Source organism: Enterococcus gallinarum (genome assembly GCF_021496385.1).
GTDB lineage: Bacteria > Bacillota > Bacilli > Lactobacillales > Enterococcaceae > Enterococcus_D > Enterococcus_D gallinarum.
Genome location: NZ_CP050816.1, coordinates 1,107,113 through 1,121,958 on the forward strand (window position 1 = coordinate 1,107,113; position 14,846 = coordinate 1,121,958).

Below are 14,846 nucleotides of genomic sequence, written 5' to 3' on the forward strand. Positions count from 1 at the left end.
CAAAAATGGACCAAATCAGCACAGCCATTGAGGAAAACTGGCTGGATTTTCTAAACTTACTCAAACAAGTCATGCAAGTTCCTAGTGTCAAATCTGAACCTATGCCACAGGCGCCCTATGGTACGGAAACTCGGCGAGTTTTGTCTTTGGTAATGGAAAAAAGTGCCGCTTTTGGATTTGGAACAAAGGTGATCGATGATGCGATCGGCTATGCACAGTGGGGACCAGAAGGGTCAGACTACATCGGTATCCTGGGACATCTCGATGTGGTGCCTGCGGGTTCAGACTGGGATTTTCCGCCGTTTGATTTAAGCGAAAAAGACGGCCGCCTTTATGGTCGGGGAATTCTAGACAACAAAGGACCAATCATTAGTTGCCTTTATGGGATGAAATTATTGAAAGAATTAGGACACCAACCGAAAAAAAATCTGCGGATCATTTTCGGTACGGATGAAGAAAGTGGTATGTCGGATGTTCCTCATTATTTGGCCGCAGAACAACCACCTGTGTTCGGATTTACGCCAGATTGTAAGTATCCGGTAGTCTATGGCGAACGAGGGGTCGTCAATGTAGCGCTCCATTTTCCGCTGCCAGACGATGAACTACAGCAACTCACTTCGTTTCAGGGGGATCAATTCCGAGACCATGTTCCTGACGACTTGAGTGTAAGCATTGCCGATCAGAAGTTTGAAGTCACAGGGAAACGTTCTCCAAGCAATGCTCCTGAATTGGGAGAAAATGCAATTTCGATCCTGGCAGCCCAACTGGCTGAGAAACAAACTATTCCTCCAACCATACAATCTTATTTTCGTTGGATCTGTCAAAGCTTTCATCAGCAGCATTTTGGAGAAGGGATTGACTTGGCGCTGGCTGATGAAGATTCTGGTAAATTGATTTTGACGCCTGTCGTGATACAAAAGTCTCTCACAGGATTAGTGATGGAAGTTGCCTTTCGCTACCCAGTGACTGTTACAGAAACAGACGTATTGTCCCGTTTGAAAAGGCAACTGCCTATCGGTGTCGAATTAGAAGTCATTCGCAGTATTCCCGGGTTTTGCCGAGACAAAGAATCAACCGAAATAGCTAAACTGTCGACGATTTATCACACAGTCACAGGCAATGACCCTAAACCAGTAACCACAACAGGGGCAACCTATGCACGCAAAATGCCGAATATCTTGGCATTTGGTCCGTCTTTTCCTGGTCAAAAAGGGATTGCACACAATAAGAATGAGTACATGGACAGTGCTGACTTACGGATGAATTTAGAGATCTACATGCGCAGCATCAAAGCATTAACAGAATAAGAATGCCCTGGATGAATCCTCAACAATAAAAAAAATCCGAAACGAGTTTCTTATAAATCAATGAGAGTTGAAAGAAACTCGTTTTTTAGTATAGACATACTAGTATATACCATATAGAATATACTTGTAAGCGCTACAAATGATGGAGGGAAAGATATGTGGGGAATGATTGCAACTTGGCGAATGGCACACGATGGTGTACTGGCAGCCAAAGAACTTTTAGAAGGACAAGCGTCATGCAAAGATGCAGTAGAAACTGCCATCAAAGCAGTGGAAGATTATCCATTTTATAAATCAGTTGGTTATGGCGGATTGCCAAATGAACGCGGAATCGTCGAAATGGATGCCGCTTTTATGGATGGTGAAACATTTAAGATTGGTGCCGTTGCAGGGATTACCGATGTTGCCAATCCCATCTCAGTTGCACGCCAATTGAGTGATGAGAAATTCAATAGCTTTCGAGTAGGGCAAGGAGCCACCGAATACGCGATGTTGGCTGGATTTGAACGTAAGAATATGTTGACCGATCGGGCAAAAAAAATCTGGGAAAAACGATTAGCAGAAATCGCTGCTTCCAACCTCGATCCTTACGATGGCCATGACACGGTTGGCGTTGTTGCTCTCGATACGCAACAGCAAATGGCAGTCGGAACCTCTAGCTCTGGTTTGTTCATGAAAAAACAGGGTCGAGTGGGAGATTCGCCATTATCCGGCTCAGGATTTTATGTAGACAGTACGATTGGCGGAGCTGCCGCTACAGGTTTGGGTGAAGATTTGATGAAAGGCTGTCTTTCTTATGAAATCGTCCGCTTGATGGGAGAAGGTCTTTCACCACAAGCCGCTTGTGACCGGGCTGTTTATGGGTTTGAAGAACGATTACGCAAACGTTATGGCAAAGCAGGTGCCTTTTCGTTGATAGCATTGGATAAAAATGGGGTATGGGGGGTGGCAACAAATGTAGAATTCACATTTAGCGTTGCGACAGCTGACCAAGAAGCGGCTATTTATATGGCCAATCCTGGTCCAGATCAAACCACGGTGATCACACCGATCACGCAAGAGTGGCTTGATGCATATGAAGCACGCATCAAAGCACCGGTATGATTTCAAAAAAAGAGGATTGCAAAGAGCAAGATCTCGAAAGGAAGAGTGGAATGTTCGATAAATTAGAAAATGTGTTGATGCCGCTTGCGGTAAAGTTAGGGCAGAACAAAATTTTGATCGCAGTGCGTGATGGCTTTTTGATCACGACACCATTAGTGATTGTAGGATCGATTTTCTTACTGTTCGCAAATTTTCCAATACCAGGGTGGTCAGAGTTTTGGGCAGGAATGTTTGGTACAGGTTGGGAGTCGTGGGTCACTCGGGTTTCTGGTTCTGTCTTTAATACAGTTGGCTTCTTTTCATGTCTAGGAACGGCGTATGCTTATGGACGGGAAAAGAAAACCGATCCCATCCAAGCGGCAGCGGTAGCCGTGATTGCGTTTTTGATTTTAACACCAAATAAGCTGATCGTTGAAGGAGTGGCAGATCCAATTAGCGGGCTTTCTTTTGATCACTTAGGAACAAATGGGATTTTTGTCGGTTTGCTCGTCGCACTTATTTCTGTAGAAATTTATGCTTATACAACAAAACGAGGCTGGACCATCAAGATGCCTGATGGGGTTCCACCTGCTGTAACGAAATCCTTTGCTGCGCTGATTCCAAGTGCACTAGTCATGCTCTTATTTTTTGTCATCAATATATTATTTGGTATGACCCCTTTTGGTACCGTCCATGATTTTATCTTTAATGTCTTGCAAATGCCATTAAAAGGAGCCGGTAATACATTAACCGCACAGATTTTCTATAGTTTAGCCTGTACGATTTTTTGGTTCTTTGGGATTAATGGTCCGGCGGTAGCCAATTCTGTATTTGCGCCGATCTTAAGAATTCTAACCATGGAAAACCTAGATGCCTTTCAAGCTGGTAAAGATTTGCCAAACATCTTCACGGATCCATTTTCGAACTTCTTTACCAACTTTGGCGGCGGTGGTTCTACACTTTCCCTTGTAATCATCATGGTCCTCTTCTGTAAATCAAAACGGATCAAAGAACTAGGGAAACTTTCGCTCGTTCCTGGAATTTTCGGGATCAATGAGCCAATCATCTTTGGTTTGCCAGTCGTATTGAATCCAATCATTATTATTCCTTTTATCGCTGTTCCAATGGTTAATCTGCTTTTATCAACATTGGTAACCAACCTAGGAATCATTCCTTATACAACCGGCGTTTCATTGCCATGGACGACCCCGATCGGCTTCTCAGGGTATTTGAGTACAGGAAGTCTGGTTGCCTCTGTCTGGCAATTGATTCTATTAGCCATTGGTTGTTTGATCTACTATCCATTCATTATGGCATTAGACAAGCAATACCTGAAGGATGAACGGGAAGCAGAACAAGCCAAAAGTGAAGAACTGGAATTGTCGTTTGATGATATTTCCATCGATCACTTGTTATAGAAGGGGGATCACAATGAAAATAATCTTTTTGCTGGATCAAATTCAAGCCGGACTTGGTGGGAAAGAACATGGGGATCAGCCATTAGGAGGGCAAAAGACAGCGATTGGTTCTGTCAAAATGTTCGAAAAGTTATTAAAGGAAAAGAATATGGAGGTTCTTGCCACGATTTATTGTGGTGATGACTATTACCGAAAGCATGCGAAGGAATCTTCTTTAAAGATTGCCGCAATGGTACAGAAATTAGGCGCAGATGTGTTGCTTTGCGGTCCATGTTTTAATTATGAAACATACGGGGAAATGGCTGCTGAAGTTGCGAAAGTTGTCGAAGAGAAGGTTCAGATCCCTGCTGTTGCGGCGATGTCCATTGAATGCCAAGAGGCAATCACAAGATTTAAAGATCAAGTAGATATTGTAAAAATGCCAAAAAAGGGTGGTACTGGATTAACAGAAGCAATGAACGAAATGTTGACTCTTTGTCAGTTGAAAGCAGAGAAAAAAGATACAACGGATTACGTGAAGGAACATTGTTACTAAGGAGTGGTAAAGCAGATGGGACAAATGGATCAGCTCGAAAAAGTGGTCAAAACTCCCGGAATTTCCGGAAGAGAAAAAACAATCTCTAAATTATTGAAAGAGTATTATGCACCTTACTGCGATGAAATCATCTATGACAACCTAGGTTCGATCTATGGGGTCATCAAATCTGAAAAGGAGAATCCAACCACTGTTTTAGTGACTGCCCATATGGATGAACTTGGGTTTATTGTCAAAAAAATCGAAGAAACCGGCTTGATTCGCGGACTGATAATGGGGAAAATCGAGCCGAATAGCTTATTGGGACAGGAAGTCCACCTGTACAATCGACAAGGGAAAGCCTTCCCAGGCGTCATTTTAGGACGAAACAAAGCAAACCAGGTTCAGGGAAAAGAGGACGTTTTACTAGATTTTGGTTTTTCTTCAAAAGAGGAAGCATTGTCAGAAGAAGTTTCTTTGGGAGATATGGTGACATTTGCGCCCAAATTTACTGTCAGCAAAAATGGAAAAGAATGGATCGCTCCAAATTGGAATGGACGGATTTCTGTCAATCAAACGATTGATTTGTTACGTCAAATTTATGAAAATCAACTCAGCTTCCCTTTTGATCTATATGTTGGATGTACGGTTCAGGAGCAAGTCGGTGCCAGAGGTGCTCAAACAGCAGCGAATCTGGTTGCACCAGACCTAACGATCATCCTAGATACAAATCGAGCCTGGGATTATCAGGAAGATGCTGGCGATGTACAAGGAGAACTCTCAAAAGGAGTTCTATTGACATATTATGATCCTTCCGTTTTGCCAAATCGGTTGCCGATGGAAGAATTGAGAAAAATCTGTGAAGAGGCAGCATTGCCATATCAATATTATTTCTCATTAGAAGACTCAGACGGTGCTTGGTTCAACAAATTACGGACGGGATGTCCAGTCTTATTTATGAACATGCCTGTAAGAAATATGAACACAGCAGCTCAAGTTGTTTCGCAAGAAGATTATGAAACAGTCGGTCAAGCCATCTATCTTTTTCTGAAAGACTTAGACGAAGCAGCGATTGTTTCATTCAAAGAAGAAAACCGCTAGGAGACGATCCCTATGAGAGCTGTAGACTTAGAAATCCTAAAAGAATTAAGTGAAGCCGATGGTATCGGCGGCCGGGAAAAAGAAATATCCAGAATCGTGAAGAAATATGCAGAAGGAGCAGTTGATTTCTGTTTTTATGACAACCTTGGTTCATTGATCTTAGTAAAAAAGAGTTCTAAAGCGAATGCGCCCAAAGTGATGTTGTCAGCCCACATGGACGAAGTCGGTTTCGTAGTTCGAAAAATCACCAAGGAAGGTTATTTGAAACTCTTACCGGTAGGCGGCTGGTGGGGACACGTCATGCCCGCACAGGAAATGCGTGTCACAACGATGGAAGGCAAGAAATACACAGGGGTCATTGGAAGTCGCGCGCCCCACGGGATGCCGCCAGAAGAAAAGAATAAAGTGATCCCAGCTAATGAATTTTATTTAGATATGGGGGTTCCGTCAGCTGAATATATTCGCCAGTTAGGAATAATGGTAGGCGACATGGTTACACCTAAGACGGTCTTTCGTGAAATGAATGATCCGAATTACTTGCTAGGGAAAGCGTGGGATGATCGAGTTTGTGTGGGTGTCTGTATTGAGGTCATGAACGCTTTAGCCAAAGAAGAGCTAGCTGTTGATGTCTACTTTGCGGCAACGACTCAAGAAGAAGTCGGTATACGAGGTGCCCGTACAGCTGCCCACAGCATTAAGCCCGATTTGGCGATTGCGTTAGATGTCACTACCGCTGTAGACACTCCCTTTGATCAAGGGGGATTGCAACTGGGAAAAGGTCCTGTACTCTCTGTTTTGGATTCGCTAACGATCGGTAATAGTGAACTGCTTGCAAAAATGGAAGAGATTGCAGTAAGACAAAAACTACCTTATCGGCATGACTTCATGACTGTTGGAGGGACAGATGCTTGCAACATCCATAAAGCAATGACAGGAGTTGTTGCAATGACAGTATCGATTCCGACAAGGTATATGCATTCCTCAAGATTAATCATCCACAAAGAAGATTATTTGCAAACAATCATTCTATTGAGTGAATTTTTGAAAAAAATCACCTCTGAAGAAACACGCTCCTTCAAAATTGGACAATAGAGTGTTATTGTTCATCTATGTAAATGCAAAACCAAAATCAGTATCCATCATACTAAGAACCGATATATTTGAGAATCAATCAAATATATCGGTTCTTTTTCTTGGAAAAAGCTTGATAAAAGCAACGATTGTTCAATAAAGCACATGGATACTCGAGTCACTTAAACATCAGATTAAAATAACTCGATATGTTGAAAACGCTTGATTTAACTTATTTTTAAAAAACTGTGAAAAAAATCACAGAAATTGTTTACAAACGAAAAGAGTTATTGTATGATGTGTATGTGAAGTAATTAACAAATAAATTGTTAACGAACTAGGAGGATTACAATGGCTAAGACATTGGAAAAAGAAGTGACGATCGATGTACAAGCAATGATCGATGATCTTGCAAAAAAAGCAAACGTGGCCTTAAAAGAAATGGAAAACTTTGATCAAGAGAAAGTAGACCATATCGTACACGAAATGGCTATGGCAGCCTTAGACAAACATATGCCGCTTGCAAAAATGGCAGTTGAAGAAACGGGTCGCGGAATCTATGAAGATAAAGCAATCAAAAATATGTATGCTTCAGAATATATTTGGAATAGCATCAAACATGACAAAACAGTTGGCGTGATCAATGAAGACAAACAAAAAGGGTTGATCGAAATTGCTGAACCAGTCGGGGTTGTCTGTGGGGTAACTCCAACAACGAACCCAACGTCAACAACGATCTTTAAAGCAATGATCGCATTGAAGACTCGGAACCCAATCGTGTTTGCTTTCCATCCATCTGCTCAAAAATGTTCAGCAGAAGCAGCGCGGATCGTTCGTGATGCAGCAATCGCAGCCGGTGCACCAGAAAACTGTGTGCAATGGATCGAACATCCATCAATCGAAGCAACAGGCTTATTGATGAATCACCCAGGAATCGCCATCGTATTGGCAACTGGTGGTGCAGGCATGGTCAAAGCTGCATACTCAACAGGAAAACCAGCCCTAGGTGTAGGTCCAGGTAACGTCCCTTCTTACATCGAAAAAACAGCAAAAATCAAACGCGCGGTCAACGATTTGATCGTTTCTAAAACATTTGATAACGGAATGATCTGTGCTTCTGAACAAGCAGTGATCGTTGATAAAGAAGTCTATGCAGCTGTTAAAGCAGAGTTTGAAGCTCATCAAGTATACGTGGTAAAACCAAAAGAATTGCAAAAACTTGAAGATGCAGTGATGAATGAAGGCAAATATGCTGTAAATCCAGCAATTGTTGGACATTCAGCAATGGAGATCGCAAAATTAGCAGGCATCAAGGTGCCTGAAGGTACGAAACTATTGATTGCAGAACTAGATGGCGTGGGTGCAGATTACCCATTATCTCGCGAAAAACTTTCTCCAGTTCTAGCAATGATCAAAGCAAACAACACAGAAGATGCTTTCCAAAAATGTGAAGCTATGCTTGATTTAGGTGGATTAGGACATACAGCGGTTATCCACACAGAAAATGAAGATTTGCAATTGGCATTTGGCTTACGCATGAAAGCTTGCCGTATCTTGGTGAATACTCCATCTGCTGAAGGTGGTATCGGTAATATCTACAATGAAATGATCCCTTCATTGACACTTGGTTGTGGTTCATACGGAAAGAACTCTGTTTCTCGTAATGTTTCTGCTGTGAACTTGATCAACGTTAAAACTGTAGCGAAACGGAGAAATAATATGCAATGGTTTAAATTACCGCCAAAAATCTTCTTTGAAAAGAACTCTCTATTATACTTAGAGAAAATGGAAAATGTTGAACGTGTCATGATCGTTTGTGACCCAGGAATGGTTCAATTCGGCTACTGCGATACCGTTCGCGAAGTTCTTGCTCGCCGCAAAAACGATGTGAAGATCGAAGTCTTCTCAGATGTAGAACCAAACCCATCAACAAATACCGTTTATGCTGGAACGAAGATGATGGTTGATTTCAAACCAGATACAGTAATCGCTCTTGGTGGTGGATCAGCAATGGATGCTGCGAAAGGCATGTGGATGTTCTATGAACACCCAGATACATCTTTCTTTGGCGCAAAACAAAAATTCTTGGATATCCGTAAACGGACATACAAGATCGACAAACCAGAAAAAACTCAATTTGTATGTATCCCAACAACTTCCGGTACAGGTTCTGAAGTAACCCCATTTGCGGTTATCACAGATAGCGATACGCATGTGAAATACCCATTAGCAGACTACGCATTAACACCAGATGTAGCGATCGTTGACCCTCAATTCGTCATGTCAGTTCCTGCTTCTGTAACAGCAGATACAGGTATGGATGTATTGACCCATGCGATTGAATCTTATGTGTCGGTAATGGCATCTGATTACACTCGTGGGTTGAGCTTACAAGCAATCAAGTTAGTCTTTGACTACTTAGAAAAATCAGTGAAAACACCGGATATGGAATCTCGCGAAAAAATGCATAACGCATCAACAATGGCAGGTATGGCCTTCGCCAATGCATTCCTAGGTATTTGTCACTCAGTTGCTCACAAAATTGGGGGAGAATATGGTATTCCTCACGGACGTACCAATGCGATTCTTTTACCGCATATTATCCGTTACAATGCCAAAGATCCTCAAAAACATGCGATGTTCCCTAAATATGATTTCTTCCGTGCTGACACAGATTACGCAGACATTGCGAAATTCTTAGGTCTTAAAGGAGAAACAACTGCGGAACTAGTTGAAGCATTAGCAACTGCGGTTTACGAATTAGGTAAATCCGTTGGTATCGATATGAACTTGAAAGCACAAGGCGTGACTCAAGAAGTATTGGATGCAACTGTAGATCGTATGGCTGAATTGGCTTACGAAGACCAATGTACAACTGCGAACCCTAAAGAACCATTGATTTCTGAATTGAAACAAATCATTGTGGATGCTTATAACGGCTAAGCAATGAATGCACCAATCCCCTCGGTATCTTAGCTGCCGAGGGGATATTTTTTGTAGTTGAGAGATACAATGAATTGAGTTAACTGTAGGGTGGTGCAGAAACTAGTAAATTTGACTATAAAAGAAGTGGTATGTGATATGTAATATACAGTAGAGAAAACAATTACTATTCAGCCCGTCTGTTTTTCAACATTATTCTCGAAGCTTTTCTTGACGAAGCAAAAGAAAAACGCAACAATAGAGTAGGAGGTGGTACCGATGGACACAGAGGCCTTAGTGTTAGATTTACTCGTTCAGCAAAAACAAATGGAAGCGTTACAAAACTATTTAATGAAAACATCAATGGTTGAAGATGAAGCAAGCCAAACGTTTCTTTTTGACTTAAAGGATTATGTCGATAGTTTATCTTTAGTGACTATTTACGAAACGGCACCAACGATAGAAGAACGTCAAGTGGAAGAGATGTCGGCTATTCTGGGAGATCAGGCTCAAACACTTCGAGAGTTAATCCGGCAACTAGAAGAACTTGAAGATGCTGGGAAGAAGGATTTCTATGGTCAACAAGACGGTGAGTTGCGCCGAACGATTGCTGGGTTAAAAGGTATCCTCGAGTTAAATGGATTACTTTTACAAGATAATCTTACGTTTCAGAGAAAGTGGAAGGACACCGATGGTACAGTGGTAGTCAAAGAAACAGCGTCCGAAAAAAATGGCTTTTTTCAACGTTTGTTTGGTAAAAACAAGTAGCTTCAGTTTTATTTTTCAGCAGTTTGATGTTTGAAAAGGAGAAAGATGAAAAATCATATACAATTGAAATCAATCACCGAAGAAAACCTTTCTGCTCTTTGGTCGATCAGTTATGGTCCTAAAGCTGACTTAGAGTGGAAAAAGTGGGATGGACCTTATTTTCAGGACCCTATCCTAACCTGGGAAGAATTCAAAAATGGATTTGGCAAAAATTGTTTAAATAATCCATTACGGAAGGCTATTTATTATCAAGGAAGGCTTGTAGGAATCGCCACTGCATATTGGGAAGATGGCAATCTGCATCAATGGCTTGAATTTGGTGTAGCAATCTATGATGCCACTATATGGAATCATGGGGTCGGTAGTCATGCGATGCGTTTGTGGATCACATTCTTATTTGAACAAGAACCACTCATCCAACGGATCGGATATACGACTTGGTCAGGCAATCACCGGATGATGAAGGTTGGGGAAAAACTGGGCATGACGAAAGAAGCACAAATCCGTAGAGTTCGTTATTGGGAAGGCCACTATTATGACTCAGTAAAATACGGTGTGCTGCGAGAAGAATGGAACCAAAGAATGGGCAGGTAAGAAAAAAACTGCACTGTACCAATAAACGGGATTTTTTGTTCCGTCTGTTGGCATCGATAACAGATCTAACTGCTAAAACGTAAAAAATATCTATTTGTGGATCCAGCTGGGGATATTCCTTGCTGGTCTTTTTTTGTCGCCAACTGTTATTGATTGTCTTGCTCCACAATATCGAAAGACGAGGAAGCTAAGAAGCAGCTTTATTTCAGCTGATCAATTTACAATTTTAGATGCAATCCTTTTTTGAAAGTCATGGGAGAGTAAGCGTAGATACACTGATTTTTGTTTGAAGCAAAGTCAAAGCAGGTACAGCTATTTTTTTTGCTACCATTATTCCTAGAAATACTTTGGTCTACAGATACAGTAGTTATTAATTTTTAGCAAATGAAATGGCGTGATTGGGGTGTGAAAAGTGCGTAACGTTCGTGCTATATTTCACTAGTTAAGTTATAACTTTACTATTTTCCATTTTAGGATTATTATTATTAAAATGAGAATATGGTTAAAAAAAGAAAAGGTAATGATTAGCAAAAAAGGAGATCAAAAATAAACGAAAAATATTTAGCTATGTATCTTTATTTGTCTTATTAAATTCACCACTGGCTACCCCCGTAGTGACAGTACTAGCAGCGGAGGGAAACGACTCTGTACAGTCTGACACCACCCAAGAAACTAGCAACGATTCAGTTGAGACTGTTACTGAATCTTCTACCTCTGAAAGTGTTACTTCTGATTCAAAGGAATCAAGTTCTGAGAGTGAAGCATCAACAACATCAACAGCATCAACAGTAGGTACAGAAGAATCATCGATTCCAGATACAAGTTCTGCCAAATCAAAGGAAAAATCAGCTAGAAGTTTGTTGCCATCAAATGCTCAACAGTTCGCAAATTCGTTGCCTGATAATCAAGCCAATACTGAGGATGTTTCTAGTTGGTTACCAGATCCTACATTACAGTCAATAGTGGCGAAGGCATTAGGAATCGAAGTATCAGAAATCACTAAAGAAAAAATCAGTAAAATGCAGACAATCTATATTTATTCGACTGATTCAGCTCTTGCTGATTTGTCCGGTTTGGAGTATGCCACAAGCCTGTCTTCCTTTTACATGAATGGAACCAATCAGATTTCTGATTTTTCGGTATTAACTAAGATAGATAGTTTAGTCTATGCTTATTTAATGGGAGCGAATGTTACAGATGACAATGTTCCTGATTTTGGGGACAATTTTACTCGATTGAACCTTTCTTCTGCTAATGTCACAGATGCTGTCTATCCGAAGATACTTGAAATGAAGAATTTAGAATCACTTACTTTTGAGTCGAATATGAATATTACTACGATTGCGCCATTGGCTACATTGCCGAATTTAAAGGAATTACGGATTCAATTTTGTGCGGTCAGCGATTTCACCGTTATCAACAATTTTCCTGTCTTAGAAAATCTGGCGGCTTATGGGCAGAATACAGGAAGAAGTGATGGAGTGACTACGATATCTGCTAAGGAGCTGAATTATGATGCTGCAACGCAGTCATTTTTTGTCCCGTTTTCGATCATGCCCAATCGACTAACAAATTTTGATGGCTATGTTCCACCTTTTTCAACATCCAATAGTCAAAGCCAAACGTATTTTGACTTAAACGGGGTTCAACTCCCTTCTTCTCAGCTATCTATTACAGATCAAGACGTCACTGTGTCTGATATAACCCCAGAAGAATTTGAAGGTATTCATACGATGAAATACAATTCACGTCTGAATAATCCAGCCGGGACATATGCACAACCAGATGGGTTTAGCTTCTACGCGATTTCTTCAGGTACCTATTTGCATCAATTTGCGATCAATCATCAAGAAGCAGCCGCAGATGTCACAGTAGAATATGTGGACACAGATGGAAATGAGATCCACGCACCACAAGTCATTACAGGAAATGTTGGAGATGACTACGACGCTACGACGGATGTATACAAACTAACGATCAATGGTTATACATTAGACACGAAACAGTTGCCAAAGAATGGCACTGGAGTAATGAGTGATCAAGCGCAAACCGTGACATATGTGTATACGAAGAATTCGGATAAAGGCAAAGATTCAGAAAGAGCGGCAGCTGTGACAGTTGTCTATGTTGACAAAGACGGCAAAGAAATTCATGCAGCGAAAACCATTCAAGGAAATATCGGTGATCACTATGATGCTACTACGAAAGAATATCAGTTGTCGATCAATGGTTATCATCTAGATGAGAGCCAATTACCAGAAAATCGGATCGGAAAGCTAGGGAAAGAGCCGCAAACCATCACATATGTATATACAAAAGATGCTTCTCCAGCAAAAACATCCACTTCAGAGCAAAAAAACAAGACATCAACATCTAAGAAAGAAAATACAAATTATCAAAAAGATTCAGAATCAAAAGCAAAATTACCACAAACCAATGACGTATCAAAAAGTTATTTAAACCTTATAGGAATTGGATTAGTCAGCTTTATTGGATTCTATTTAATAAAAAGACGAAAATAAAAGGTAGCAGTTCTTTTTGATTACGAGATGTCGATTCTTAAGTGGAGACAAGGATTGTTCATTAAGAACGATCGATGAGTAAACGACTAAATACCAAAACAAGGAGCCTATCTTCTTGTTTTGGTATTTTTGTGTGCGGTAGTCTTTAGGAATCAGTACATCGACAGCTCAAAAAAATAGATCTATTTACAAATACACTTTTTAAAACATAGAGAACGTTCATGCATTTAAAGGAATTTCTTGTTCTATGCTATACTTGGGGCATCAAAAAATACTTTTGACTAAAACCGATAAAACATGCAACGATAATACCGGGTGACGTTCTTTGAACTTTGTTATTGTGTAGGAGATGGGAGAGAAGACGAATGAATCCTTTAGAGAATATGAATCAGGCAATGGCCTATCTAGAAGAAAACTTGTTAGAAGAAATTGATTTTACACACATGGCTAAATTAGCTGGTTGTTCGGAATATCATTTTCGGCGGGTATTTTCCTATTTGGCGGGTATGTCTTTAAGCGAATATTTGCGATGCAGGAAATTGGTTTTGGCAGGAGACTTGTTGAAACAAGGAGCGAAAGTAATCGACACTGCAACGTTACTTGGCTATGATTCGTCGGATGCTTTTAGCAAAGCCTTTCGTGGGATGCATGGCATTTCTCCCTCACAAGCAAAACAGCTGGATGTTATTCTAAAAGCATTTCCACCAATGACTTTCCAGCTGACAATCAAAGGAGGTAACAAAATGGACTATCGGATCGTGCACAATGAACCTTTTCAAATCGTCGGTTTCAAAAAAAGGATCACGCTGCAGTATCAGGGAGAGAATCCGCAAATGACATCACTGTATGAAAAGCTGACGCCAGAGCGCATTATGGAACTCAAAAATCTGGCAAATATCCAGCCGCGAGGAATTATCAGTGTGTCGGCAAATTTTGTCGAACGAGAAGTGGAAGGAACAGCGCTTGATCAGTATGTCGGTGTAGCAACTACCCAAAAAGCATCAGAACCTTATGATGTGTTACAAGTGGAAGAATCTGATTGGGCAGTCTTTACAGTAGTAGGACCATTTCCAGAAGCAGTTCAAGAAACTTGGGCGCGTATTTACAGCGAATGGCTGGCAATGTCTGATTATCAATTAACTGGAGGACCCGAACTTTTGTGGCATGAAAGTCCCGATTTGTCTAAACCCGACTGCAAAAGCGAGCTATGGATTCCAGTCAGTAAAAGCTGATGATTGACGAATCAAACGTCACGAAAGAACGTGCAAAGTGAGGAATCAAAACAAGCCAAAAGAAGCACAGAAAGTTACTTCTGTGCTTCTTTTGTATATTCATTGAATAGGAGTTTGAGAAGAATCCATGATGTGGAATTTGTGAGAATAAGACGAGTGATGGTGCAAGAAACTTTGGGCGAAGCCCATTGCTCAAAATAAGTAAGCTAAAAAAATATATTCAAAATAAAAAATGTTATTGTATGTTTGAGAAGTAAGAAGTAGACTATTCTTAATAGTAGACTACTCTTAATGATAGAATGGCGCCTTTTATA

At 40.7% G+C, this 14,846-nt stretch carries 11 protein-coding genes; all 11 read left to right on the plus strand.

All coding sequences use genetic code 11. The features are described from left to right. The first annotated feature begins 5 nt into the window (after positions 1–5). The 11 genes from HED61_RS05375 to HED61_RS05425 all read left to right on the plus strand — a co-directional run bounded on the left by HED61_RS05375 (position 6) and on the right by HED61_RS05425 (position 14,532). Positions 6–1,307 carry a Sapep family Mn(2+)-dependent dipeptidase gene (locus tag HED61_RS05375; protein WP_005470217.1) on the plus strand — a complete coding sequence of 434 codons (1,302 nt, stop codon included), beginning with the start codon at positions 6–8 and terminating at the stop codon, positions 1,305–1,307. A 156-nt stretch (positions 1,308–1,463) separates the two neighbouring features. Further along, the gene (locus tag HED61_RS05380) at positions 1,464–2,411 is read left to right on the plus strand and encodes a N(4)-(beta-N-acetylglucosaminyl)-L-asparaginase (RefSeq protein ID WP_005470218.1); all 948 of its coding nucleotides are present in this window, start codon (positions 1,464–1,466) and stop codon (positions 2,409–2,411) included. A gap of 50 nt (positions 2,412–2,461) precedes the next feature. After that, complete coding sequence (locus HED61_RS05385) at positions 2,462–3,808, plus strand: PTS sugar transporter subunit IIC (protein ID WP_005470219.1); 1,347 nt, start codon at positions 2,462–2,464, stop codon at positions 3,806–3,808. A 13-nt stretch (positions 3,809–3,821) separates the two neighbouring features. Next, positions 3,822–4,343 (plus strand): GrdB-related putative oxidoreductase, encoded by a 522-nt coding sequence (locus HED61_RS05390; protein WP_003128281.1) that lies wholly within the window; start codon positions 3,822–3,824, stop codon positions 4,341–4,343. A gap of 15 nt (positions 4,344–4,358) precedes the next feature. After that, positions 4,359–5,423, plus strand: a complete 1,065-nt coding sequence (locus HED61_RS05395; RefSeq protein ID WP_005470220.1) for a M42 family metallopeptidase — start codon at positions 4,359–4,361, stop codon at positions 5,421–5,423. A 12-nt stretch (positions 5,424–5,435) separates the two neighbouring features. Beyond that, entirely contained in the window at positions 5,436–6,515 is a 1,080-nt protein-coding gene (locus HED61_RS05400; protein WP_003128283.1) for a M42 family metallopeptidase, read from the plus strand. A gap of 330 nt (positions 6,516–6,845) precedes the next feature. Further along, positions 6,846–9,437 (plus strand): bifunctional acetaldehyde-CoA/alcohol dehydrogenase, encoded by a 2,592-nt coding sequence (adhE, locus tag HED61_RS05405; RefSeq protein WP_005470221.1) that lies wholly within the window; start codon positions 6,846–6,848, stop codon positions 9,435–9,437. Between the two features lie 258 nt (positions 9,438–9,695). After that, complete coding sequence (locus HED61_RS05410) at positions 9,696–10,184, plus strand: hypothetical protein (RefSeq protein WP_005470222.1); 489 nt, start codon at positions 9,696–9,698, stop codon at positions 10,182–10,184. Positions 10,185–10,229: 45 nt separating this feature from the next. Next, positions 10,230–10,778 carry a GNAT family N-acetyltransferase gene (locus HED61_RS05415; protein WP_003128287.1) on the plus strand — a complete coding sequence of 183 codons (549 nt, stop codon included), beginning with the start codon at positions 10,230–10,232 and terminating at the stop codon, positions 10,776–10,778. Between the two features lie 614 nt (positions 10,779–11,392). After that, positions 11,393–13,300: a MucBP domain-containing protein gene (locus tag HED61_RS05420; protein ID WP_051661442.1), complete on the plus strand. Its 1,908-nt coding sequence runs from the start codon at positions 11,393–11,395 to the stop codon at positions 13,298–13,300. Positions 13,301–13,665: 365 nt separating this feature from the next. Next, positions 13,666–14,532: an AraC family transcriptional regulator gene (locus HED61_RS05425; protein WP_005470224.1), complete on the plus strand. Its 867-nt coding sequence runs from the start codon at positions 13,666–13,668 to the stop codon at positions 14,530–14,532. Positions 14,533–14,846: the final 314 nt, after the last annotated feature.

Excerpts from the sequence above, each read along its gene's own strand:
- HED61_RS05375 (WP_005470217.1), top strand. The coding sequence starts at position 6 with ATGGACCAAATCAGCACAGCCATTGAGGAAAACTGGCTGGATTTTCTA.
- HED61_RS05380 (WP_005470218.1), top strand. The coding sequence starts at position 1,464 with ATGTGGGGAATGATTGCAACTTGGCGAATGGCACACGATGGTGTACTG.
- HED61_RS05385 (WP_005470219.1), top strand. The coding sequence starts at position 2,462 with ATGTTCGATAAATTAGAAAATGTGTTGATGCCGCTTGCGGTAAAGTTA.
- HED61_RS05390 (WP_003128281.1), top strand. The coding sequence starts at position 3,822 with ATGAAAATAATCTTTTTGCTGGATCAAATTCAAGCCGGACTTGGTGGG.
- HED61_RS05395 (WP_005470220.1), top strand. The coding sequence starts at position 4,359 with ATGGGACAAATGGATCAGCTCGAAAAAGTGGTCAAAACTCCCGGAATT.
- HED61_RS05400 (WP_003128283.1), top strand. The coding sequence starts at position 5,436 with ATGAGAGCTGTAGACTTAGAAATCCTAAAAGAATTAAGTGAAGCCGAT.
- adhE (WP_005470221.1), top strand. The coding sequence starts at position 6,846 with ATGGCTAAGACATTGGAAAAAGAAGTGACGATCGATGTACAAGCAATG.
- HED61_RS05410 (WP_005470222.1), top strand. The coding sequence starts at position 9,696 with ATGGACACAGAGGCCTTAGTGTTAGATTTACTCGTTCAGCAAAAACAA.
- HED61_RS05415 (WP_003128287.1), top strand. The coding sequence starts at position 10,230 with ATGAAAAATCATATACAATTGAAATCAATCACCGAAGAAAACCTTTCT.
- HED61_RS05425 (WP_005470224.1), top strand. The coding sequence starts at position 13,666 with ATGAATCCTTTAGAGAATATGAATCAGGCAATGGCCTATCTAGAAGAA.